At 70.4% G+C, this 21,345-nt stretch carries 23 protein-coding genes and 1 pseudogene; 18 read left to right on the forward strand and 6 right to left on the reverse strand.

The window, feature by feature from the left end:
- Window positions 1-35: 35 nt before the first annotated feature.
- The 8 genes from atpE to ABZ848_RS37650 all read left to right on the forward strand — a co-directional run bounded on the left by atpE (window position 36) and on the right by ABZ848_RS37650 (window position 6,872).
- Window positions 36-275 (forward strand): ATP synthase F0 subunit C, encoded by a 240-nt coding sequence (gene atpE, locus ABZ848_RS37615; protein ID WP_046591560.1) that lies wholly within the window; start codon window positions 36-38, stop codon window positions 273-275.
- A gap of 38 nt (window positions 276-313) precedes the next feature.
- A complete protein-coding gene (locus ABZ848_RS37620; protein WP_058923150.1) occupies window positions 314-862 on the forward strand; it encodes a F0F1 ATP synthase subunit B in 549 nt (182 codons plus the stop codon).
- Window positions 859-1,683, forward strand: a complete 825-nt coding sequence (locus ABZ848_RS37625) for a F0F1 ATP synthase subunit delta (protein ID WP_360839270.1) — start codon at window positions 859-861, stop codon at window positions 1,681-1,683. The genes ABZ848_RS37620 and ABZ848_RS37625 overlap by 4 nt, the downstream gene beginning before the upstream one ends.
- A gap of 126 nt (window positions 1,684-1,809) precedes the next feature.
- Entirely contained in the window at window positions 1,810-3,399 is a 1,590-nt protein-coding gene (gene atpA, locus ABZ848_RS37630; RefSeq protein WP_360839271.1) for a F0F1 ATP synthase subunit alpha, read from the forward strand.
- A gap of 21 nt (window positions 3,400-3,420) precedes the next feature.
- On the forward strand, window positions 3,421-4,338 hold the full coding sequence (locus ABZ848_RS37635; RefSeq protein WP_360839273.1) for a F0F1 ATP synthase subunit gamma: 918 nt from the start codon (window positions 3,421-3,423) through the stop codon (window positions 4,336-4,338).
- Window positions 4,338-5,774 (forward strand): F0F1 ATP synthase subunit beta, encoded by a 1,437-nt coding sequence (gene atpD / locus ABZ848_RS37640; RefSeq protein ID WP_360839275.1) that lies wholly within the window; start codon window positions 4,338-4,340, stop codon window positions 5,772-5,774. Before ABZ848_RS37635 ends, atpD begins: the two co-directional genes overlap by 1 nt.
- Window positions 5,775-5,907: 133 nt before the next feature.
- Window positions 5,908-6,282, forward strand: coding sequence for a F0F1 ATP synthase subunit epsilon (locus ABZ848_RS37645; RefSeq protein ID WP_242766311.1), 375 nt, complete (start codon window positions 5,908-5,910; stop codon window positions 6,280-6,282).
- Between the two features lie 143 nt (window positions 6,283-6,425).
- Window positions 6,426-6,872, forward strand: a complete 447-nt coding sequence (locus tag ABZ848_RS37650) for a DUF2550 domain-containing protein (protein ID WP_360839277.1) — start codon at window positions 6,426-6,428, stop codon at window positions 6,870-6,872.
- Between the two features lie 4 nt (window positions 6,873-6,876).
- Here the strand turns inward: ABZ848_RS37650 and ABZ848_RS37655 are convergent, their stop codons facing one another.
- Window positions 6,877-8,700: a glycoside hydrolase family 18 chitinase gene (locus ABZ848_RS37655; protein ID WP_360839278.1), complete on the reverse strand. Its 1,824-nt coding sequence runs from the start codon at window positions 8,698-8,700 to the stop codon at window positions 6,877-6,879.
- Between the two features lie 349 nt (window positions 8,701-9,049).
- Window positions 9,050-9,833, reverse strand: a pseudogene (locus ABZ848_RS37660) (histidine kinase); the annotation flags it as partial.
- 63 nt (window positions 9,834-9,896) lie between these two features.
- Between ABZ848_RS37660 and ABZ848_RS37665 the strand changes: the two are divergent.
- Genes ABZ848_RS37665 through ABZ848_RS37690 form a run of 6 tightly spaced genes read left to right on the forward strand, consistent with a single transcriptional unit; the run spans window position 9,897 to window position 13,336 of the window.
- Entirely contained in the window at window positions 9,897-10,178 is a 282-nt protein-coding gene (locus ABZ848_RS37665; RefSeq protein ID WP_360839279.1) for a type II toxin-antitoxin system Phd/YefM family antitoxin, read from the forward strand.
- Window positions 10,175-10,444, forward strand: a complete 270-nt coding sequence (locus ABZ848_RS37670) for a type II toxin-antitoxin system RelE/ParE family toxin (RefSeq protein ID WP_360839281.1) — start codon at window positions 10,175-10,177, stop codon at window positions 10,442-10,444. Before ABZ848_RS37665 ends, ABZ848_RS37670 begins: the two co-directional genes overlap by 4 nt.
- Before the next feature lie 44 nt (window positions 10,445-10,488).
- Window positions 10,489-11,184 (forward strand): response regulator transcription factor, encoded by a 696-nt coding sequence (locus ABZ848_RS37675; RefSeq protein WP_360839283.1) that lies wholly within the window; start codon window positions 10,489-10,491, stop codon window positions 11,182-11,184.
- A 36-nt stretch (window positions 11,185-11,220) separates the two neighbouring features.
- Window positions 11,221-12,684, forward strand: a complete 1,464-nt coding sequence (locus tag ABZ848_RS37680) for a HAMP domain-containing sensor histidine kinase (protein WP_360839284.1) — start codon at window positions 11,221-11,223, stop codon at window positions 12,682-12,684.
- 53 nt (window positions 12,685-12,737) lie between these two features.
- Window positions 12,738-13,139 carry a hypothetical protein gene (locus ABZ848_RS37685; protein WP_360839286.1) on the forward strand — a complete coding sequence of 134 codons (402 nt, stop codon included), beginning with the start codon at window positions 12,738-12,740 and terminating at the stop codon, window positions 13,137-13,139.
- On the forward strand, window positions 13,139-13,336 hold the full coding sequence (locus tag ABZ848_RS37690; protein WP_360839288.1) for a hypothetical protein: 198 nt from the start codon (window positions 13,139-13,141) through the stop codon (window positions 13,334-13,336). The genes ABZ848_RS37685 and ABZ848_RS37690 overlap by 1 nt, the downstream gene beginning before the upstream one ends.
- Before the next feature lie 96 nt (window positions 13,337-13,432).
- Here ABZ848_RS37690 and ABZ848_RS37695 read toward each other — a convergent pair whose 3' ends face one another.
- From ABZ848_RS37695 to ABZ848_RS37705, 3 genes are read right to left on the reverse strand one after another with little or no spacing between them, the layout of a single operon-like run.
- Window positions 13,433-14,005: a cob(I)yrinic acid a,c-diamide adenosyltransferase gene (locus tag ABZ848_RS37695; RefSeq protein ID WP_360839289.1), complete on the reverse strand. Its 573-nt coding sequence runs from the start codon at window positions 14,003-14,005 to the stop codon at window positions 13,433-13,435.
- Between the two features lie 13 nt (window positions 14,006-14,018).
- Window positions 14,019-14,768, reverse strand: coding sequence for an ABC transporter permease (locus tag ABZ848_RS37700; RefSeq protein ID WP_360839291.1), 750 nt, complete (start codon window positions 14,766-14,768; stop codon window positions 14,019-14,021).
- A 10-nt stretch (window positions 14,769-14,778) separates the two neighbouring features.
- Window positions 14,779-15,504, reverse strand: coding sequence for an ATP-binding cassette domain-containing protein (locus tag ABZ848_RS37705; protein ID WP_360839292.1), 726 nt, complete (start codon window positions 15,502-15,504; stop codon window positions 14,779-14,781).
- Between the two features lie 93 nt (window positions 15,505-15,597).
- On the opposite strand from ABZ848_RS37705, the gene ABZ848_RS37710 reads away from it, so the two are divergent.
- The 4 genes from ABZ848_RS37710 to ABZ848_RS37725 all read left to right on the forward strand — a co-directional run bounded on the left by ABZ848_RS37710 (window position 15,598) and on the right by ABZ848_RS37725 (window position 20,392).
- The gene (locus ABZ848_RS37710; protein ID WP_360839294.1) at window positions 15,598-16,182 is read left to right on the forward strand and encodes a TetR/AcrR family transcriptional regulator; all 585 of its coding nucleotides are present in this window, start codon (window positions 15,598-15,600) and stop codon (window positions 16,180-16,182) included.
- 138 nt (window positions 16,183-16,320) lie between these two features.
- Complete coding sequence (locus tag ABZ848_RS37715) at window positions 16,321-17,169, forward strand: 3-hydroxyacyl-CoA dehydrogenase family protein (protein WP_360839295.1); 849 nt, start codon at window positions 16,321-16,323, stop codon at window positions 17,167-17,169.
- Between the two features lie 175 nt (window positions 17,170-17,344).
- Window positions 17,345-17,668: an STAS domain-containing protein gene (locus ABZ848_RS37720; RefSeq protein WP_242766327.1), complete on the forward strand. Its 324-nt coding sequence runs from the start codon at window positions 17,345-17,347 to the stop codon at window positions 17,666-17,668.
- Window positions 17,669-17,869: 201 nt separating this feature from the next.
- Window positions 17,870-20,392, forward strand: coding sequence for an ATP-binding protein (locus tag ABZ848_RS37725; RefSeq protein ID WP_360839297.1), 2,523 nt, complete (start codon window positions 17,870-17,872; stop codon window positions 20,390-20,392).
- An 84-nt stretch (window positions 20,393-20,476) separates the two neighbouring features.
- Here ABZ848_RS37725 and nucS read toward each other — a convergent pair whose 3' ends face one another.
- A complete protein-coding gene (gene nucS, locus ABZ848_RS37730) occupies window positions 20,477-21,148 on the reverse strand; it encodes an endonuclease NucS (RefSeq protein ID WP_360839298.1) in 672 nt (223 codons plus the stop codon).
- Between the last annotated feature and the right edge of the window lie 197 nt (window positions 21,149-21,345).

Raw genomic sequence — 21,345 nt, forward strand, 5'->3', positions numbered from 1 at the left:
CCCCACCGGTCCGTAAAAGAGAAGGAAGAAACGGCATGTCCGCTGCCATCGACCTCGCCGCCGGCGTCTCCGGTTCCCTCGGCTCCATCGGCTACGGCCTCGCGGCCATCGGCCCCGGCATCGGTATCGGCATCATCTTCGGTAACGGCACCCAGGCCCTCGCCCGTCAGCCCGAGGCGGCCGGTCTGATCCGCGCCAACCAGATCCTGGGCTTCGCCTTCTGTGAGGCGCTCGCCCTCATCGGCATCGTTATGCCGTTCGTGTTCGGTCAGTAAGACCTGCTTACCGACACGTATCGACGAAAGGCACTGATGTGATCGCCAACCTGGTTCAGCTGGCGGCCGAGGAGAAGCAGAACCCCCTCGTCCCGCCGGGCCCCGAACTGCTCGTCGGCACCATCGCCTTCGCCATCGTGTTCTTCTTCTTCTGGAAGAAGCTGCTCCCGAACATCAACAAGGTTCTGGAGGAGCGCCGCGAGGCGATCGAGGGTGGCATCGAGAAGGCCGAGGCCGCTCAGGTCGAGGCCCAGAGCGTTCTCGAGCAGTACAAGGCCCAGCTCGCCGAGGCCCGGCACGAAGCCGCGCGTCTGCGCCAGGAGGCGCAGGAGCAGGGTGCCGCGCTCATCGCCGAGATGCGCGCCGAGGGCCAGCGCCAGCGCGAGGAGATCGTCGCCGCCGGCCACGCGCAGATCGAGGCCGACCGCAAGGCCGCCGCGTCCGCGCTGCGGCAGGACGTCGGTCACCTCGCGACCGAGCTGGCCGGCAAGCTCGTCGGCGAGTCCCTGGAGGACCACGCCCGGCAGAGCCGCGTCATCGACCGCTTCCTCGACGAGCTCGAGGAGAAGGCCGAGGCGACCCGATGACAACGCCGCACGGAGCGAGCCGCGAGGCACTGGCCGCCGCCCGCGAGCGTCTGGACGCGCTGACGGACTCCACGTCCGTCGACGCGGGCGCGCTCGCCGACGAGCTGGCCGCCGTCACCGCGCTGCTCGACCGCGAGGTGTCGCTGCGTCGGGTCCTGACCGACCCGGCGCAGGCCGGCGAGGCCAAGGCGGAGCTCGCCCAGCGTCTGCTCGGCTCGCAGGTCAGCGGCCCCGCCGCCGACCTGGTGGCCGGCATGGTGCGCTCCCGCTGGTCGCAGTCGCGCGACCTGGTGGACTCCCTCGAGGAGCTGGCGAGCACCGCCGACCTCACCGCCGCGCAGCAGGCCGGCACGCTCGACGACGTCGAGGACGAGCTGTTCCGCTTCGGGCGGATCGTCTCCTCGAACACCGAGCTGCGTGCCGCGCTGACCGACCGCGCCGCCACCACCGCGGCCAAGACCGAGCTGCTGCACCGGCTGCTCGGCGGCCGTGCGAACGCGACGACCGAGCGTCTGGTCACGCGCCTTGTGACCGCGCCCCGGGGACGTAGCCTGGAGTCGGGACTGGAGTCCCTGTCCAAGCTCGCCGCCGAGCGCCGCAGCCGCCTGGTCGCGGTCGTCACCTCGGCGGTGCCGCTGAGCGACCCGCAGAAGCAGCGCCTGGGCGCCGCTCTCGCGAAGCTCTACGGCCACACGATGCACCTCAACATCGACGTGGACCCCGAGGTCCTCGGCGGGATCCGGGTGCAGGTCGGCGACGAGGTCATCAACGGCTCGATCGCGGACCGCATCGAGGACGCCGGCCGTCGCATGGCGGGCTGAGCAGCAACTTCATAGCAGTACGTACTTACGACGGCCCTGGTTGGGCCGTACATGAAGAATCCTGGGGGTCGCCCCCAGACCCCCAAAGTGAAACTTCGGGCCCAACAAGGAGAGCAGGGAACCCAGATGGCGGAGCTCACGATCCGGCCGGAGGAGATCCGGGACGCGCTGGAGAACTTCGTCCAGTCGTACAAGCCGGACGCGGCCTCGCGCGAGGAGGTCGGTACGGTCACCCTTGCCGGCGACGGCATCGCGAAGGTCGAGGGTCTGCCCTCGGCCATGGCCAACGAACTGCTGAAGTTCGAGGACGGCACCCTCGGCCTCGCGCTGAACCTGGAAGAGCGCGAGATCGGCGCCATCGTCCTCGGTGAGTTCAGCGGCATCGAGGAGGGTCAGCCGGTGCAGCGCACCGGTGAGGTCCTCTCCGTCGCGGTCGGCGAGGGCTACCTCGGCCGTGTCGTCGACCCGCTCGGCAACCCGATCGACGGCCTCGGCGAGATCGAGACGTCCGGCCGCCGCGCCCTTGAGCTGCAGGCCCCCACGGTCATGCAGCGCAAGTCGGTGCACGAGCCGATGGAGACCGGCTACAAGGCCGTCGACGCGATGACCCCGATCGGCCGCGGCCAGCGTCAGCTGATCATCGGTGACCGCCAGACCGGCAAGACCGCCCTGGCCGTCGACACGATCATCAACCAGCGCGACAACTGGCGCTCGGGCGACGTGAACAAGCAGGTCCGCTGCATCTACGTCGCCATCGGCCAGAAGGGCTCGACCATCGCGTCGGTCCGCCGCGCCCTGGAGGAGAACGGCGCGCTGGAGTACACGACCATCGTCGCCGCCCCCGCGTCCGACCCGGCCGGCTTCAAGTACCTTGCGCCGTACACCGGTTCGGCCATCGGCCAGCAGTGGATGTACGAGGGCAAGCACGTCCTCATCATCTTCGACGACCTCTCGAAGCAGGCCGACGCCTACCGTGCCGTGTCCCTGCTGCTGCGCCGCCCGCCGGGCCGTGAGGCCTACCCGGGTGACGTCTTCTACCTGCACTCCCGTCTGTTGGAGCGCTGCGCGAAGCTCTCCGACGACATGGGCAAGGGCTCGATGACGGGTCTGCCGATCGTCGAGACCAAGGCCAACGACGTCTCGGCGTTCATCCCGACCAACGTCATCTCCATCACCGACGGCCAGTGCTTCCTGGAGTCGGACCTGTTCAACGCCGGTCAGCGCCCCGCGCTGAACGTCGGTATCTCCGTCTCCCGAGTCGGTGGTTCCGCGCAGCACAAGGCGATGAAGCAGGTCTCCGGCCGTCTGCGCGTCGACCTCGCCCAGTTCCGTGAGCTGGAGGCCTTCGCCGCCTTCGGTTCCGACCTGGACGCCGCGTCGAAGGCGCAGCTGGAGCGCGGTCAGCGCATGGTCGAGCTGCTGAAGCAGGCGCAGTACCAGCCGATGTCCACCGAGGACCAGGTCGTCTCCGTCTGGGCCGGCACCACCGGCAAGATGGACGACGTGCCTGTGGCCGACATCCGCCGCTTCGAGAAGGAGCTCCTGGAGTACCTGCACCGCAAGGAGCAGGGCCTCATGACCTCCATCCGCGAGGGCGGCAAGCTGTCGGACGACACCCTCACCGCTGTTGCCGACGCGATCGCCGACTTCAAGAAGCAGTTCGAGACCTCGGACGGCAAGCTTCTCGGCGAGGACGCCCCGGCCGCCGCCAAGTGACGTAAGGAAGGGACCTGACTCATGGGAGCCCAGCTCCGGGTCTACAAGCGTCGCATCCGATCCGTCACCGCGACCAAGAAGATCACCAAGGCGATGGAGATGATCGCCGCCTCGCGCGTCGTCAAGGCGCAGCGCAAGGTGGCGGCCTCCACGCCGTACGCGCAGGAACTGACGCGTGCGGTCACGGCGGTCGGAACCGGCTCGAACACCAAGCACCCGCTGACCACGCAGGCCGAGACGGTCACCCGGTCCGCGGTGCTGCTCCTGACGAGCGACCGCGGTCTCGCCGGTGCCTTCAACTCCAACGCCATCAAGGCCGCGGAGCAGCTGACCGAGCGTCTGCAGGCCGAGGGCAAGGAGGTCGACACGTACATCGTCGGCCGCCGGGGTCTGGCCCACTACAACTTCCGCGAGCGCAAGGTCGTGGAGTCGTGGTCGGGCTTCACCGACGAGCCCACGTACGCGGACGCGAAGAAGGTCGCGGGCCCGCTGATCGAGGCCATCGAGAAGGAGACGGCCGAGGGCGGCGTGGACGAACTCCACATCGTCTTCACCGAGTTCGTCTCGATGATGACGCAGACGGCGCTCGACGACCGTCTGCTGCCGCTCAGCCTCGAAGAGGTGGCGAAGGACGCAGCGCCCAAGGGCGAGATCCTTCCGCTGTACGACTTCGAACCCTCGGCGGAGGACGTCCTCGACGCCCTGCTGCCGCGCTACGTGGAGAGCCGTATCTACAACGCGCTGCTCCAGTCGGCCGCCTCCAAGCACGCTGCCACGCGGCGCGCGATGAAGTCGGCCACCGACAACGCGGGCGAGCTGATCACCACGCTCTCCCGACTTGCCAACGCGGCCCGCCAGGCCGAAATCACCCAGGAAATCAGCGAGATCGTCGGTGGCTCCGCAGCCCTGGCCGACGCGACCGCGGGGAGTGACAGGTAATGACGACGACAGTTGAGACGGCCGTTGCCACGGGCCGCGTCGCCCGGGTCATCGGCCCGGTCGTCGACGTGGAGTTCCCCGTCGACGCGATGCCCGACATCTACAACGCTCTGCACGTCGAGGTCCTCGACCCGGCGAAGGAGGGCGAGAAGAAGACGCTGACCCTGGAGGTCGCCCAGCACCTGGGTGACGGCCTGGTCCGCACGATCTCCATGCAGCCCACCGACGGTCTGGTCCGCCAGGCCGCGGTCGTGGACACCGGCTCCTCGATCACCGTGCCGGTCGGCGACTTCACCAAGGGCAAGGTGTTCAACACCCTCGGTGAGGTGCTGAACGTCGACGAGAAGTACGACGGCGAGCGCTGGGGCATCCACCGCAAGGCCCCGAACTTCGACGAGCTCGAGTCGAAGACCGAGATGTTCGAGACCGGCGTCAAGGTCATCGACCTTCTCACCCCGTACGTCAAGGGTGGAAAGATCGGTCTGTTCGGTGGTGCCGGCGTCGGCAAGACGGTGCTCATCCAGGAGATGATCTACCGCGTCGCCAACAACCACGACGGTGTCTCCGTGTTCGCCGGTGTCGGTGAGCGCACCCGTGAGGGCAACGACCTCATCGAGGAGATGTCGGACTCCGGCGTCATCGACAAGACCGCACTGGTCTTCGGTCAGATGGACGAGCCCCCGGGCACCCGTCTGCGCGTGGCCCTCGCGGGTCTGACGATGGCGGAGTACTTCCGCGACGTCCAGAAGCAGGACGTGCTGTTCTTCATCGACAACATCTTCCGCTTCACGCAGGCCGGTTCCGAGGTGTCGACCCTGCTCGGCCGTATGCCCTCCGCGGTGGGCTACCAGCCGAACCTGGCCGACGAGATGGGTCTCCTCCAGGAGCGCATCACCTCGACCCGTGGTCACTCGATCACCTCGATGCAGGCGATCTACGTCCCCGCGGACGACCTGACCGACCCGGCCCCGGCCACCACCTTCGCCCACCTCGACGCGACGACGGTTCTCTCCCGTCCGATCTCCGAGAAGGGCATCTACCCGGCCGTGGACCCGCTGGACTCCACGTCCCGCATCCTGGACCCGCGCTACATCGCGCAGGACCACTACGACGCCGCCATGCGCGTCAAGACGATCCTGCAGAAGTACAAGGACCTCCAGGACATCATCGCGATCCTCGGTATCGACGAGCTCGGCGAGGAGGACAAGCTCGTCGTCCACCGGGCCCGTCGCGTGGAGCGCTTCCTGTCCCAGAACACCCACGTTGCCAAGCAGTTCACCGGCGTCGACGGGTCGGACGTCCCGCTGGACGAGTCGATCGCGGCCTTCAACGCGATCTGCGACGGCGAGTACGACCACTTCCCGGAGCAGGCGTTCTTCATGTGCGGTGGCATCGAGGACCTGAAGGCCAACGCCAAGGAGCTGGGCGTCTCCTGAACTCAATGAGTTCGCCGTGAGCCCTGTGGTTCACGCCTGAGGGGGCGGGGTACGTCCCGCCCCCTCTTCCACGCCCACTAGACTTGTAACCAACACCCGGCCGAACCGCCGGGTGGTGACCCGAGGAGCCACCTTGGCTGCTGAGCTGCACGTCGCGCTGGTCGCGGCCGACCGAGAGGTCTGGTCCGGCGAGGCCACCCTGGTCGTCGCGCGCACCACGTCCGGCGACATCGGCGTCATGCCCGGTCACCAGCCGCTGCTCGGTGTGCTGGAGTCGGGCCCGGTGACCATCCGTACGAGTGATGGTGGAACGGTCGTCGCCGCGGTGCACGGCGGTTTCATCTCGTTCGCGGACGACAAGCTGTCGCTGCTGGCCGAGATCGCCGAGCTGTCGGACGAGATCGACGTCCAGCGCGCGGAGCGCGAGCTGGAGCGGGCGAAGGCGGAGGGCGATGCCGCCGCCGAGCGTCGCGCGGACGTACGACTTCGTGCGGCGGCCACGCGCTAGGTCGCGCGGAGCTGTATGACGTCACTCAGCCGCGATCGGAACCGGAGCAATCCGGAGCCGGTCGCGGCTGAGGCAGATATGGATGTTTTTTCCGTTCCGTTACCTGTTCATTCGGTACCTAGGAGACGAGGAGGTCGGTGTCGATGGTCCTCGCTCTGACTGTGTGCGGAAGCGTCGTGGCCCTGGTGGTGCTGGGGCTGTTCGTCTTCGGGCTGCGCCGCAGACTCATCCAGCGCTCCGGCGGCACCTTCGACTGTTCGCTCCGCTGGGACGTCCCCGAGAAACCCGACACCAGCGGAAAAGGCTGGAGTTACGGGGTCGCCCGCTACAACGGCGACCGCATCGAGTGGTACCGCGTCTTCTCCTACGCCTACCGCCCCCGCCGCATCCTGGAGCGCGCCGCGATCGAGGTGGCCGGCCGCCGTCTCCCCGAGGGCGAGGAGGAGTTGGCCCTGCTCTCCGACGCGGTCATCCTCACCTGCCTGCACCGGGGCACGCGTCTCGAACTCGCCATGAGCGAAGACGCGCTGACCGGTTTCCTCGCGTGGCTGGAGGCAGCCCCGCCCGGTCAGCGCGTCAACGTCGCCTAGGTGCTTACAGGTTGTTGCTGATGGCGCTCACCAGCTCGCCATTGCTGGTGTCGCCGCTGAACTCCCAGAAGAACGCGCCGCCCAGACCCTGGGACTTGGCCCAGCTCATCTTTCCGGCGATGGTCGACGGGGTGTCGTAGGACCACCAGTTGCTGCCGCAGTGCGCGTAGGCCGTGCCGGCGATCGTGCCGGTGGCCGGGCAGGATGTCTTGAGGACCTTGTAGTCCTCGATGCCCTGCTCGTACGTTCCCGCGGCCGCGCCCGTCGCCGTGCCGCCCGGCGCGTCCTGTGTCACGCCCGTCCAGCCGCGGCCGTAGAAGCCGATGCCGATCAGGAGCTTGCTCGCGGGGACGCCGGTCGTCTTGTACTTGGCGATCGCGTCGGCCGTGGTGAAGCCCGCCTTCGGGATGCCGGAGTACGAGGTGAGCGGGGAGTGCGGAGCGGTCGGGCCCTGCGCGTCCCAGGCGCCGAAGAAGTCGTACGTCATCACGTTGTACCAGTTGACGTACTGCGCGGCGCCCGCGTAGTCGGTGGCCTCGATCTTGCCGCCGGAGGAGCCGTCGGCGGTGACCGCGGCCGTGACCAGGGCGCTGGAGCCGAACTTCGAACGCAGCGCGGACATCACGTTCTTGAAGGCCGCGGCCCCGCTGGTGTCGCAGGACAGGCCACAGGCGTTCGGGTACTCCCAGTCGATGTCGATGCCGTCGAACACATCGGCCCAGCGCGGGTCCTCGACCAGGTTGTAACAGGACTGCGCGAAGGCGGTCGGGTTGGCCGCGGCCTGGGCGAAGCCGCCGGACCAGGTCCAGCCGCCGAAGGACCAGATCACCTTGATGTTCGGGTACTTGGCCTTCAGCTCGCGCAGCTGGTTGAAGTTGCCGCGCAGCGGCTGGTCCCAGGTGTCGGCGACGCCGCTGACCGACTGGTCGGCGGTGAAGGCCTTGTCGTAGTCGGCGTAGGAGTCGCCGATCGCGCACTGGCCGTTGGTCACGTTGCCGAAGGCGTAGTTGATGTGCGTGATCTTCGACGCCGAGCCGGACGTCACCAGGTTCTTGACGTTGTAGTTGCGGCCGTAGATGCCCCACTCGGTGAAGTAGCCGAGCTTGACCTTGTCGCCGGTGGTGGGCGGTGGGTCGGTGGTGCCGCCGGTGGTGTGGACCGCGACCGAGCCGCTGACCGGGCCGGTCTGGTCGGCGGTGTCACGGGCCTGGACGGTGTACGAGTAGTCGGTGCCGGCAGTGAGACCCGTGTCGGTGTACGAGGTCGCGGTGACCGTCGAGACGACCTTGCCGTCGCGCAGGACGTCGTAGTTCTTGACGCCCTTGTCGTCCGTGGCCGCGGACCAGGACAGCTTGACCGAGGTGTCGGTGATGGAGGAGGCGGTCGGGGTGCCCGGCGCGGAGGGGGCCGCGTCGCCCGGGACCGTCGTGCCGTCACAACTGTCGCCGTTCAGCTTGCAGTTGCTCGGCGAGCCCGAGCCGGCGCCGTTGAAGCCGAAGGAGACCGAGGCGCCCGGCGCGATGGAGCCGTTGTAGGACTTGTTCTTGGCGGTCCAGTGGGTGCCGGAGGACGTGACGTCCGCGTCCCAGGCCGAGGTGACGGACGTACCGGAGGGGAAGTCCCACTCGATCGTCCAGGAGCTGATGGCCGTGGTGCCGGTGTTCTTCACCGTCCACTTGCCCTCGAAGCCGGTGCCCCAGTCCTGGGTCTTGGCGTAGGTGGCGGTCGCTGTGGTCGCGGCCTGGGCGGGGCTCGCGAGGCCGACCAGACCGGCCAGCGGGAGCAGCAGCGTGGCGAAACCTGCCGCGGCCCTGTGTCTGAAGCGCATGCCGCGCCTCCTTGGGGGTGTTGGGGGCATGACTGAGCCTTCACGCCCACGGTGCCGCGAGAATAGAAAGGTCTGGACCACCGGTCAATAGGTCTGGACCACCTATCGTGAAGAACGCTGGGAGCGCGCCGGATCCCCAACTCCTGTGCCAACAGGGCCGCTTGGACCCTGACGTGCGTCTTCACCGTCGCCTCCGTCATGCCGGGCCGGGCCGCGATGTCCGCGTTGGACAGCCCCTCGCCGAGACAGGGCAGCACCTCGCCACCGCTTCCGCCCTGTCCGCCGCCTCGCCGACCACCTCGACGTCCGGCGCGGATCGCGGACTGGTCCTCGGCGACGAGTACACGGATCACGGTCGGTCTCCTTCGGTTCGGTCTCCTTCGGTCAGAGGAAGCGTCGCGCGCACGGCCCACAGCGCTCCCTCGGCCCCGCGGACCGTCCCGATGGCAGTACGGGCTGGTCACGAGGACGTCGAGACGTACCGTCACGCGGCCGGGGCAGGCGTGCTTGAGGGCGTTGGTCAGGGACTCCTGGACGATGCGGTAGGCGGCGAACTCGACGGGGGCCGGGACCGCGGTGGGCTCCTTGTCGCCCTCGCGCAGGATGCCGATCGGCCGGCGCATCTCGGCGAGCCCCTCGACGCTGTTCTCACGGATGACGGAGAGGGCCTCGCGGGAGGTCACCGGTTCGTCGATGGACAGCGCGGCCGTGGAGTGGATCGCGATCGCGGACAGGCGGTTGGCGACCATGTCGTGCAACTCCCTTGCCATCCGGGCCCGTTCGGCACGCAGCCGGGCCGCCGCCACGGCGTCACGGTGGTTGCGCACGATCCAGCCGGTGGCGGCGGGACCGTACGCAACGACCCCCACGACCACACCGATCAGCAGCGCCTCCGGGACCCGCCACACCGCGACCGGCACCAGCGTCGCGGCGACCGTGAGCAGCCCGGTGATCCACTGGATGCGGCGGGCCGAGGCGAGGGGGCCGTACGGGACAGCCGCGTAGACGAGGTCGGTGGACATCAGGATGGTGGCCAGGTTGCCCTGGGTAACGAGGTCCGCGCAGATCGCGGCCGTGCCGGTCAGCAGGGCCGCGCGAGGGGCCGCCCGGCGCAGCAGCTCGCAGCCGGCGAGGTACGCGTCGAAGCGGCATCGCCGACGACCATGTGTGTACACGTAGCCGAGTACACTGGCTGTATGGACGACTCCACATCCGTATCCGTCCGCGAAGCGCGGGCCAACCTGGCGCGCCTCCTCGACCATGCGGCAGAGGGGGAGCCGACCGTCATCACCCGTGGTGGTGCCGCAGTGGCCGCGATCGTGCCCATAGAGGAGTACAACGCGCTGGAGGAGGCAGCGGACGAACTGCTTGCGCGCAAGGCCCTGCGGACTCTTGCCGAGGAGGGCGACGCTACGCGAGCCACCCTGGCCGACGTGCTCGCGGACATCTTCGGCACTTCCGAACCGGACGTGGAGTGAAGTACGCCTTCGAGTTCACCGCCACCGCCCGCCGACAGCTCAAGGCGATCGACCGGACAGCGGCTCTGCGCATCCTCCATGCGCTCAGCCGCCTGGGTGACGACCCGTACCGCGAGGACACGGACGTGAAGAAGCTGTCGGGCCGCGACGACCTCTACAGACTGCGCGTCGGCGTCTACCGGATCGCCTACATGATCGACGACGGCAGGCTTGTCATCCTCATTGTCGAGGTCGGCCATCGCGGGGAGATCTACCGTCGGCTCTGACCACGGACGACCGTTGCCCAACCGGACGGTGAGGGGAGGGGAGCATGAGCGAGGCGGAACGCCCCGGGGCCGTGCTGGTCGTGGACGACGACGCGGCCATCCGGCGCTCGCTGGAGCGCGGGCTACGGCTGAGCGGCTTCCGGGTCCGCACGGCCGACGGGGGCCGTGAGGCGCTGGCCGCGATCCGGGAGACCCCGCCCGACGTGCTGGTCCTGGACATCTCGATGCCGGGCATGAGCGGTATCGAGGTGTGCGAGCGGCTGCGTGGCGACGGCCGGGACCTCCCCGTCCTCATGCTCTCCGCGCTCGACGAGACCGCCGACCGTATCGCCGGGCTCCAGGCGGGCGGCGACGACTACCTGGTCAAGCCGTTCGCCCTGCAGGAACTGGTGCTGCGACTGCGCGCGTTGCTGCGACGCCGACCGCCCTCCGGCCGTGAGGTGCTGAGGGTGGCGGGCCTCGTGATCGACCCGGCGGCCCGCACCGCCGAGCGGGACGGGCGGCAACTGGAGCTGACCCGGCGGGAGTTCGAGCTCCTTGAGGTGCTCGCGCGTAACGCCGGCCTGGTCCTCACCCGGGACCAGCTCCTCGAACGGGTCTGGGGTTACGACTTCGACGTGCGCACCGACGCCGTCGACACCTTCGTCAGCTATCTGCGGCGCAAGCTGGAGGCGGACGGCGGCACACGGCTCGTACACACCGTGCGCGGGGTGGGCTTCGTACTGCGGGAAGAGCCGTGAGACTGCGGGAAGCGCCATGAGAGTGCGGGAAGCGCCATGAAACTGTCCACCCGGATCGGGCTCGCCGTCGGAGTCACCGTCCCGCTGCTGGTCCTGGCCTCCGGCTGGCTGCTGCTCCAGCTGGTCGACCACGATCTGCACAGCGCAGAGGACGATCACCTCCGCACCCGCGCCGCCGCCGTCGCCCAGGACGCCCGCGCCCTGCTGCGGGCCAGCGCCAACAACCGCCCCAAGGCCGCCGACAACCGCGAGCGCCAGCTGTACAGCGCCGCCCTCGACGTCGGCGTCCGGGTGATCGGCCCCGACGCCACCTTCAGCGGCGGCCCCCAGCCGGACGCCTCGGTCCCGCTCCCGGCCGCGGCGACGAGCCCGGTCACCGTCCGGGACGGCGCCACCAGCTGGCGCGCCCTGTCCCGGACGGTCACCACCGCGCGCGGCTCCGGCACCCTCTGGGTCTTCGCGCCCAACGCCGCAGACCAGGCCCAACTCCGGCTCGTCCGGCGCCGGGTGGCCGTCACGACCCTGCTCGCCGCACCCCTGTCCGGCCTGCTCGCCTGGGGCATCGCGACCGGCGCGACCGGTCCCCTGCGCCGCCTGCGTCGCCGTACCGCCGGACTCGACCCGCGTACCAGCGCCACCCGGCTGCACCACGAACCGACCGGTGTCACCGAGGTCGACGACCTGGCCGCCACCCTCCAGAAGGCCCTGGCCCGCTACGACGAACAGGCCGCCCGCACCGCCGAGGCCCTGGACACCGCCCGCTCCTTCTCCTCCGCCGCCGCCCACGAACTGCGCACCCCGCTGATGAGCATGGGCACCAACCTCGACATCCTCGCCGCCCACCCCGACCTCCCCGAGCCCGACCGCACCGAGGTCCTGACCGACCTGCGGCACGAACACGCCCGGCTGCTCGGCCTGTTGGTGATGCTGCGCGAGCTGGGGCGGGGCGATCTGGTCGAGGCGGAGGCGCTGCGGAGCGTCGACCTCGCGGAGGTCGCCGACGCGGCGGTGGCCGAGGCCCGGCGCCGCGAGCCGGACGCCCGGATCACGCTGGACGCGGCACCCGGACTCACCGTCCACGGCTGGGAACCCGGCCTGCGTCTCCTCCTCGACAACCTGCTGGCCAACGCGCTGGCCCACGGCCGGGACGGAGCGGGCAAGGCGGGCGCGGAGGTCGGGGTGCGCGGCACGGACACGGAGGTCGTGATCACGGTCGACGACCACGGACCGGGCGTGCCTCCCGAGGAACGGGCGCGGATCTTCGAGCGGTTCCGGCGCGGGCCCGGCAGTTCGGGCTCGGGGCTCGGCCTGACACTGGTCGCCCAGCAGACGGCGCTGCATCAGGGGCGGGTCACGGTCGCCGAGGGGCCGTCCGGCACCGGCGCCCGCGTCGAGGTGCGGCTGCCGCGCGGCGGCGGTGAACTGCCCGCCCACCGCGACTGGTTGATCGACACAGCCGGGACAAACCGGTCACAGAGTTTCCCCAAAGAGGCTTCCTAGCCTTCCCGGCAGGCGGACGGGCGAAGGGGACCGTCCGCGGAACGGAGGCTGAGATGTACGTACGACGACCACGGCGCACGCTCCTCGTGGGGCTCGCCACGGCGGCGCTGCTGGCGACCGGTACCGGCGTGGCGGCGGCCGAGAGCACCCCCGCCCCGGGCGGGACGCCGACCGGCGACGGGGCACAGGCCCTCTGCAAGCGGGCGCCGAAGATCGACCAGCGCATCGACCGCGCGCTGAAGCGCCTGAACGCGGGCGCCGACAAACGCGGTTCGGTCGCCCGCCTGCAACAGCGCGTGGACAACGCCGAGTCGGCCGGCCACGACGAGATCGCCACGTATCTCCAGGACCGGCTGGCCTTCCGCAAGTCGCTGGTGACGACGCTCCAGCAGCGGCAGCGGGACCTGGCCGATGTACAGACCTGGTGCAAGGACAACAACGGGGGCGTGAGCTGATGCGCGCCCGGGCGACGGCGGCCGCGGCGCTGCTGGCCGTGGGGCTCCTCGCGGGCTGCGCCCGGGAGCACGGTTCGACGGCCGGTACACCCACCTCGTCCGCGACGCCCTCCGGCTACCCGGAGATGCAGAAGAAGCTGGCCGCGGCCGAGTCCGCGCTCGCACAGGCGGACAAGGACGCGGCCCAGGACCACTGAGAAGAGGGGAGAGGGCGGGGAGCGCCGTGACTCAGCGTTCCCCGCCCGGCACCCCCAGCACGTCCCCGGCCCCCTCCGGCCCGAGCGGTGCGCTGGTCAGCGTTCGCCGCCAGGTACCCAGAGGACATCGCCCGCGGCCTTGTTCGCCGTGCGGGCCAGGATGAACAGGAGGTCGGAGAGGCGGTTCAGGTAGGTCGCGGTGAGGGGGTTCATCACCTCGCCGTGCACCTCCAGCGCGGCCCACGTGGAGCGCTCGGCCCGCCGTACGACCGTGCAGGCCTGGTGGAGCAGGGCCGCGCCCGGGGTGCCGCCCGGGAGGATGAAGGAGCGCAGCTTCTCCAGCCGCTCGTTGAAGCGGTCGCAGTCCGCCTCCAGCTTGTCGACGTAGAACTGCTCGACCCGCAGCGGAGGGAACTCCGGGTTCTCGACGACCGGCGTCGACAGATCCGCCCCGACATCGAACAGGTCGTTCTGGACGCGGGTGAGGACCTTGACGATCTCCTCGTCCAGCCCGCCCAGCGCGATCGCCGTGCCGATCACCGCGTTCGCCTCGTTGGCGTCGGCGTACGCGGAGATCCGCAGGTCGGTCTTGGCGACCCTGCTCATGTCGCCGAGGGCGGTGGTGCCCTGGTCGCCGGTCCTGGTGTAGATGCGCGTCAGATTGACCATGAGGCCAGCGTAATTACGCTCCGGCCGTCCGGAACACGCGTGTGCCGACCGTCACGGCGAGCACGGCGAAGCCGAGGGCGACGAGGACGCCGTACAGCATGTGATCCGTGCCGTACGAGCCGACGTACGCGTCCCGCACCGCGTCCACCAGATAGCGGAACGGCATGACGTGCGAGAGGACGTCCAGCCAGCCCGGTGCCAGGGTCATCGGCAGCATCAGGCCGGACAGCAGCATCGACGGCATGGTCAGCGCGTTGACCACCGGCGCGAACTCCTGCGGGGTGTGGACCTTCATCGCGAGCGCGTACGACAGCGAGCCGAGCGAGACCGTCAGCAGGGCCACGAACGCGAAGCCGATCAGCACGCCGCCGAGGGGCGCGCGCAGGCCCATCGCCACGGCGGCGAGCACCAGCAGCACCGCTTGGAAGACGAAGACCGTGGCGTCCCGCAGCACCCGGCCCAGCAGCAGCGCCAGTCGGCTCACGGGCGTCACCCGCATCCGCTCGACCACCCCCTGGCCCTTCTCCATGATGATCGCGAACCCCGCGAACGACGCCCCGAACAGCCCGAGTTGGAGCAGCAGCCCGGGCACCAGCAGCTGCCACGAACTGCCCTGCCCGCCCAGCGGCAGACCGGTCAGCAGCGGTCCGAAGAAGAGGAGGTACAGCAGCGGCGTCAGCACACCGAAGAGCAGCGCGAAGCGGGAGCGGAGCGACTGGCGGAGATAGCGGCCGTAGACGAGCGCGGTGTCGTGAAGAAGCATCGTGGCGGTCCTATACGGCTACGGGGGCGGCGTCGGCCGGAACGGTTCCGCGGCCGGTGATGGCGAGGAACGTGTCCTGGAGGGTGGCGTCGATCGAGCCGCCGTACCGGAGTTTGAGCGCGGTCGGCGTGCCCTCGGCCACGACCACGCCCTGGTCGACGATCACCAGGCGGTCGGCGAGCGCGTCGGCCTCGTCCAGGTAATGCGTGGTCAGGAAGACGGTCGTGCCGTGCTCGTCGCGCAGCCGGCGGACCAGGTCCCACAGGTCGGCGCGGCTGCCGGGGTCGAGACCGGTGGTCGGTTCGTCGAGGAAGAGGATCCGCGGGCGGTGGGTGAGCGCCATCGCGATGTCGAGGCGTCGGCGCTGACCGCCGGACAGGGCGCCGCACCTGCGGTCGAGCAGCTCGGCCAGGCCCAGGTCGTGTGCCAGCTCCTCGGCGCGTTCGGCCGCCTGAGCCCTGGTCAGCCGGTACAGCCGCCCCTGCGTGACCAGCTCCTCGCGGACCGAGATCTGCGGATCGACGCCGCCCGACTGGGCGACGTAACCGCACGACCGGCGCACCCCCGTGGCGTCGGTCGTGAGGTCGTGGCCGGCGACGGTGGCCGTCCCGCCGGAGGGGGCGAGCAGGGTGGTGAGCATGCGCAGGGTGGTGGTCTTGCCCGCGCCGTTCGGCCCGAGAAACCCGAGGATCTCGCCCTCGCGGACGGTCAGATCGATGCCTCGCACGGCCTCCACGAAGCCCTGCCGGGCGGCTTGAGCCGGGTGTGCTACGAAGGGTGACGAGTTGGGCGCTGTCGGTCAGTGCTCGCTTTCCTCGTGGAGGGCGGGGTGCTTGGTGCCCGGCACCCCATAACGGTTCTGCCGCCGGAGGCGGTCGCGGACGTGGCGGAGGCCGCCGATGTCTCCGTCAACACCGTCTACAACTACTTCCCGACCAAGGAGGACCTCTTCCTCGACCGCGGCGCGGACGTCGTCGACCGGCTCGCGCGCTGGGTGCGCGGACGGGACGTCGGGGAGTCCGCCGCCGCGGCCGTGCTGCGGGAGCTGCGCGAGGAGATCGTGGCGGTCTCGCCCAGACTCGGACTGCTGGAGGGTTACGACCGTTTCATGCGGGTCGTCCATGACGCGCCCCCGCTGAGGTCCCGGTTGTGGACCCTGCAGCAGGAGATCCAGGACAACCTGGAGGCCGCCCTGCGCGAGGAGACGGACGCCGCCGCCGGCGACCCGCTGCCCGGCCTGATCGCCGGTCAGATCGGCTGGGTCCACCAGACGGTCGTGGCGACCATCGGCCGTGAGATGGCCGCCGGGCGCAATCCACGCGAAGTATCACGAGAGGTACTCGCCCTCCTCGACGACGTCGAGGACCTGTTGGGCGAGAAGGTGCTCAACTACGCCGTCCGGGGCGACCGGTGACCCCTGCCGGTGTGATGTCCGTCAGATGAGACGTGACGCGCATTACTTACCGGTCACACAGCACCGACAGAGCGCTAAGGTCCGCCGAAGAGGCAGACGTAAACAGCGTGTAAGGCGCTTCAAAGGGGAGTCGCAAACGTGGCACGGAAGCTTGCCGTCATCGGCGCCGGCCTGATGGGTTCCGGCATCGCCCAGGTCTCCGCGCAGGCGGGCTGGGAGGTGGTCCTCCGGGACGTCACCGACGAGGCTCTGGGGCGTGGCACCGACGGGATCAAGGCCTCGTACGACAAGTTCGTGAGCAAGGGGAAGCTGGAGGCGCACGACGCCGACGCCGCCCTCGGCCGCATCACCGCCACCACCGACCTGGACGCCGCCGCGGACGCCGACATCGTCGTCGAGGCCGTCTTCGAGAAGCTGGAGGTGAAGCACGAGATCTTCCGCGCGCTCGACAAGATCGTGCGCCCGGACACCGTGCTCGCCTCCAACACCTCCGCGATCCCGATCACCAAGATCGCGGCGGCCACCGAGCACCCCGAGCGGGTCGTCGGCGTCCACTTCTTCTCGCCGGTGCCGATGATGCAGCTCGTCGAGCTGGTCCGCGGGTACAAGACGAGCGACGAAACCCTCGCCACCGCGCGGGAGTTCGCCGAGTCCGTCGGCAAGACCTGCATCGTCGTCAACCGCGACGTCGCCGGCTTCGTGACGACCCGTCTCATCTCCGCCCTCGTCGTCGAGGCGACCAAGCTCTACGAGTCGGGCGTCGCGACCGCCGAGGACATCGACCTCGCCTGCAAGCTGGGCTTCGGCCACGCGATGGGCCCGCTGGCCACGGCGGACCTGACCGGCGTCGACATCCTGCTGCACGCCACCAGCAACATCTACACCGAGTCGCAGGACGAGAAGTTCGCGCCGCCGGAGCTGATGCGCCGGATGGTTGACGCCGGTGACATCGGACGCAAGAGCGGGCAGGGCTTCTACACGTACTGAACCACCGGTACGTCAAGCCACTGAAACCGCACAGACCCCAGGGGACTCACCCCCTCGGGTGAATTCGGTATCGGTTCGCTTACAGACGGCAACCTGGTCGCCGCTGAAGCAGTCAGACGTTGCACAGCCACCGTCACGGAGTACGAGTACGCAACCGCACTCACGGGGAGCGCATATGCACATCAGGGGCGACCACGCCGAGCTGGTCGTCGGGGGCCGCCTCGACGTCCGCAGCGCGGCGGACGCCCGTACGGTCCTGCACACGGCCGTCGACGACGGAGTCGGCGACCTGGTGCTCGACCTGTCCGAACTGGACTCCTGGGACGCCACCGGACTCGGGGTGATCATGGGCGTCCACCGGCGGGCCGGCCGCTGTGGCCGGCGCCTGGTGCTGCGCGACGTACCGCCGCAGATGCAGCGCCTGCTGGTGGCCACCCGGCTGCACCGGATCCTGGCGATCGAGGGGGGCATCGGGGTGGAGTCACTGCCCCGAGTCTGACGTCGCGCGCAATCCTCACGAGACTGTGACGTCTCGGGCGGCGCGGTACCCCGGACTGTCGTAGATACTGTGCAAAGGTTTAAGGTTCGGTCGCCCGCTGCCCGACATCCCTGCGAGCGGGCCCGGACCAGAAGCGACAGCGCGGTGTGCAGCAAGGCCGGGAGGGGCTCGGCACACGACGCTTTTGGGGGGCTTGAACCTATGGACCCGAACAACCGGGGACCCGAGGAGTACGGCCATGACGGCGACGGCACAGCGCCGCGCCAGCGCCCGCCCAGGGACCCCCTCACACCAGACTTCGGCCAGCACTCGCCGGCGCTCGCCCGCACGGTGCAGCTCGTCACCGGCGACTACCTGCTCACCGTCAACCCCGTCGACGGCAGCGAGATAGAGGCCTGCCCGCCGGGCGAGCGCCCGGGCCGGCCCGAGAAGTTCACCGCCGCCGAGCGCGCCGAGGTGGACCGCGCGGCCAGGCCGCCCGTCCCACCGGGCCCGACACAGCCGGCCCTGTCGCTCCTGGAGCGCCAGGACGAACGAGAGCGGCTGGTACGGCTCCTCGCCCGCGGCCGCTCCGTACGGCTCACCGGCCCCGCGGGCTCCGGCCGCACCGCCCTGCTCGACCTCGTCGCCGACGACTGCGGGGACCTCGCCCCCGACGGCGTCGTCCGCCTCAGCGGCTTCCACCGCACCGCCGACGACCTCCTGTACGACCTCTTCTACGCCGTCTACAACGCGCCCCTGCACCGCCCGGAACGGGACGAACTGCTCGGGTACGTCCGGGACATCGGCGCGGTCGTCGTCCTGGACGACGTCGAGTTCGGCGGCGCCGCGCTGGACGAGCTGCTCGACGCGACGCCCGAGTGCGCCTTCGTCATCGGCGCGACCCCCGACGTGGCCGCGCCCTCCGCCGACTCCGCGATCGAGGAGGTCTTCCTCGGTGGCCTGGAGCGCGCGGGCGGCGTGGAGATCATCGAGCGTGCCGTCGGCCGGGTGCTCACCGAGGAGGAGGCCAACTGGGCCGGCGACCTCTGGTTCGAGTCCGAGGGCCTGCCGCTGCGGTTCGTGCAGGCCGGCGCCCTGCTGCGGGAGCGCGACCGGCAGCGGGCCGGGGCCGGCGCCGTGGACGAGTTCGGCGTCTTCGCCGACGCGCTCCCGGTGGACGCGCCCTTCGACGCCCCCTTCGGTGCCGAGGAGGGCGACGAGATACCCCTGCCCTCGCTCGGCGAGGCCGCCGCGCCCGCGCCGCTGCTCGCCTCCCGGCTGAGCGCCTCCGCCCGGGCCACCCTGCGCTTCGCCGTCGCGCTCGGCGGCGAGGTGCCGCACCAGGCCCATCTGCCCGCGCTCGTCGGCGACACCCACGCGGACGCCGCCCTCGGCGAACTCGCCTCCTGCGGACTGGTCTCCCCGGTCGGCGCCCGCTACCGCCTCGCGGCCGGAGTGCTGACCCAGCTGGAGGCCGCGGGATACGGCGACGACGTCGACGCCCGCGCCCTCACCGCGGCCCAGCACTACGCCTGGTGGGCCGGGCACCCCTCGGTCACCCCGGAGCGGGTGTGCGCGGAGGCCGACGCCCTGCTCGCCGCCCTCGGCGCACTGGTGCCGGGCACGACAGCGCCCGCCGAGGACGAGGAGTCCGTCACCGTCCAGCTGGCCCGCACGGCCGCGCCCGCCTTCGCCGCCGGGCTGCACTGGAGCGCCTGGGAGCGAGCCCTGCGGGGCGGCGCCGAGGCCTCCCGGCTGGCCGGCGAGGTGTCCGAACAGGCCTACTTCCACCACGAGTTGGGCGTCCTCGCACTCTGCGGCGGCGACTTCGACCGGGCCCGCTCCGAGCTGGAGACCTCCGTCGGGCTGCGCGGCGTGAGCGCCGACAAGCGCGGCACCGTCGCCGGGCGCCGCGCCCTCGCCCTGGTCGCCGACCGCACCGGCACGCAGCCGGGCCTCGGCTCCACCGCGGGCGAGGAGGTGCCGGACGCGCGCTACGAGGAGTCGCAGTCGCCGCCCGGCGGTGTCCCCGCGGCCCTGCTGCCGCCCCGGCCGCCGTCCACCGGCGACTCCGCCACGATCGTCGTCAACCGCGCCGCCGCCGGGCCCTCGGGCGGGCCGCCCAAGGCCCACCGGGCCGGCTTCCGCGGCCTCGCCCGGCGCAACCTCGTCGCGGCGGGCGCGGGCGCGCTCCTCGCGGCCGTCCTCGGCACGGTGGTGACGCTGGGCGCGACGTCCAACAACGACGCGAACAACCCGTCCGACAAGGTGGGCGTCAACCCGTCCGCGAGCCAGGGCGTCGACGACGGCTCCCTCGGCGCGGACACGCCGACGAACGGCGACGACAAGGGCGACACGGGTACGGCGACCAGCAGGCCGACGGACCCGGGCCCCGACGGCACGTACGGCACGTCGGACGATCCGACGCCGCCGTCGGACACGAAGACGCCGTCGGACGATCCGAGCGGGACGAAGGGGTCGGGCGGTTCGTCGAGTTCGCCGTCGAAGTCGTCCACGCCCAAGCCGTCTTCGAGTACGACGACCACGAAGCCGCCGTCGTCGCCGCCCGCGTCGTCGCCGGACCCTTCGCCGAGCGACTCGGGCACGCCCACACCGACGGCGACGGTGTCCACGCCCGCCACCACCGACTCGGCCAGCGCACCGATCTCCTCCAGCGCCCCGGCGGAGACGAGCAGCTCGGCAAGCGCACCGGCGAGCAGCAGCTCGGCTCCGGTGATCTGAGGCCGCGCAAGCGTGAGGGCCGGGTCCTTTCCCAACGACCCGGCCCTCTTCGCCGTATCAGAACCGTCTGTTCGGACCCCGCCGTCAGAACAGCCGCAGCTTGTCGTCCTCGATGCCGCGCAGGGCGTCGTAGTCCAGGACCGTGCAGCCGATGCCGCGGTCCGTGGCGAGGACGCGGGCCTGGGGCTTGATCTCCTGGGCCGCGAAGATGCCGCGGACGGGGGCGAGATGGGGGTCGCGGTTGAGGAGTTCGAGGTAGCGGGTGAGCTGTTCCACGCCGTCGATCTCGCCGCGCCGCTTGATCTCGACCGCGACCGTCTGCCCGTCGGCGTCCCGGCAGAGGATGTCGACCGGGCCGATCGCGGTCATGTACTCGCGGCGGATGAGCGTGTAGCCGTCCCCGAGGGTCTCGATGCGGTCCGCGAGGAGCTCCTGGAGGTGTGCTTCCACGCCGTCCTTGATCAGGCCCGGATCCACGCCGAGTTCGTGCGAGGAGTCGTGGAGGATCTCCTCCATCGTGATGATCAGCTTCTCGCCCGCCTTGTTGACGACGGTCCAGACGCCGTCCTCGTCGCCCGAGCCCTCCTTCAGCGTGCAGGGCGGGGACATCCAGTTCAGGGGCTTGTAGGCGCGGTCGTCCGCGTGGATCGACACACTGCCGTCCGCCTTCACCAGGATCAGGCGGGGGGCTGCGGGGAGGTGGGCGGTGAGCCGGCCCGCGTAGTCGACGGAACACCGGGCAATGACGAGACGCATGGTCGGCAACGCTACTCGACGGCCGTGGGTCGACGCGATTCGCCCCGGAAGTCCCGGGTCAACCCTTGTTCATTTGTGGCCGATTGTGTGCCCAAAGAGGGCTCCGCATGTACGCATTCTCCTGGTGCCGTCACCGTCGGTTGCCTACCGTAGTAAACGGGAGGTCGCGAGACGTGTACTGAGCGTGTTCGGTATCG

Origin of the sequence: Streptomyces sp. NPDC047081 (genome assembly GCF_040643775.1) — a bacterium.
GTDB lineage: Bacteria > Actinomycetota > Actinomycetes > Streptomycetales > Streptomycetaceae > Streptomyces.

Excerpts from the sequence above, each read along its gene's own strand:
- atpE (WP_046591560.1), top strand. The coding sequence starts at position 36 with ATGTCCGCTGCCATCGACCTCGCCGCCGGCGTCTCCGGTTCCCTCGGC.
- ABZ848_RS37625 (WP_360839270.1), top strand. The coding sequence starts at position 859 with ATGACAACGCCGCACGGAGCGAGCCGCGAGGCACTGGCCGCCGCCCGC.
- atpA (WP_360839271.1), top strand. The coding sequence starts at position 1,810 with ATGGCGGAGCTCACGATCCGGCCGGAGGAGATCCGGGACGCGCTGGAG.
- ABZ848_RS37635 (WP_360839273.1), top strand. The coding sequence starts at position 3,421 with ATGGGAGCCCAGCTCCGGGTCTACAAGCGTCGCATCCGATCCGTCACC.
- atpD (WP_360839275.1), top strand. The coding sequence starts at position 4,338 with ATGACGACGACAGTTGAGACGGCCGTTGCCACGGGCCGCGTCGCCCGG.
- ABZ848_RS37650 (WP_360839277.1), top strand. The coding sequence starts at position 6,426 with ATGGTCCTCGCTCTGACTGTGTGCGGAAGCGTCGTGGCCCTGGTGGTG.
- ABZ848_RS37655 (WP_360839278.1), bottom strand. The coding sequence starts at position 8,700 with ATGCGCTTCAGACACAGGGCCGCGGCAGGTTTCGCCACGCTGCTGCTC.
- ABZ848_RS37665 (WP_360839279.1), top strand. The coding sequence starts at position 9,897 with ATGGACGACTCCACATCCGTATCCGTCCGCGAAGCGCGGGCCAACCTG.
- ABZ848_RS37675 (WP_360839283.1), top strand. The coding sequence starts at position 10,489 with ATGAGCGAGGCGGAACGCCCCGGGGCCGTGCTGGTCGTGGACGACGAC.
- ABZ848_RS37680 (WP_360839284.1), top strand. The coding sequence starts at position 11,221 with ATGAAACTGTCCACCCGGATCGGGCTCGCCGTCGGAGTCACCGTCCCG.
- ABZ848_RS37685 (WP_360839286.1), top strand. The coding sequence starts at position 12,738 with ATGTACGTACGACGACCACGGCGCACGCTCCTCGTGGGGCTCGCCACG.
- ABZ848_RS37690 (WP_360839288.1), top strand. The coding sequence starts at position 13,139 with ATGCGCGCCCGGGCGACGGCGGCCGCGGCGCTGCTGGCCGTGGGGCTC.
- ABZ848_RS37695 (WP_360839289.1), bottom strand. The coding sequence starts at position 14,005 with ATGGTCAATCTGACGCGCATCTACACCAGGACCGGCGACCAGGGCACC.
- ABZ848_RS37700 (WP_360839291.1), bottom strand. The coding sequence starts at position 14,768 with ATGCTTCTTCACGACACCGCGCTCGTCTACGGCCGCTATCTCCGCCAG.
- ABZ848_RS37720 (WP_242766327.1), top strand. The coding sequence starts at position 17,345 with ATGCACATCAGGGGCGACCACGCCGAGCTGGTCGTCGGGGGCCGCCTC.
- ABZ848_RS37725 (WP_360839297.1), top strand. The coding sequence starts at position 17,870 with ATGGACCCGAACAACCGGGGACCCGAGGAGTACGGCCATGACGGCGAC.
- nucS (WP_360839298.1), bottom strand. The coding sequence starts at position 21,148 with ATGCGTCTCGTCATTGCCCGGTGTTCCGTCGACTACGCGGGCCGGCTC.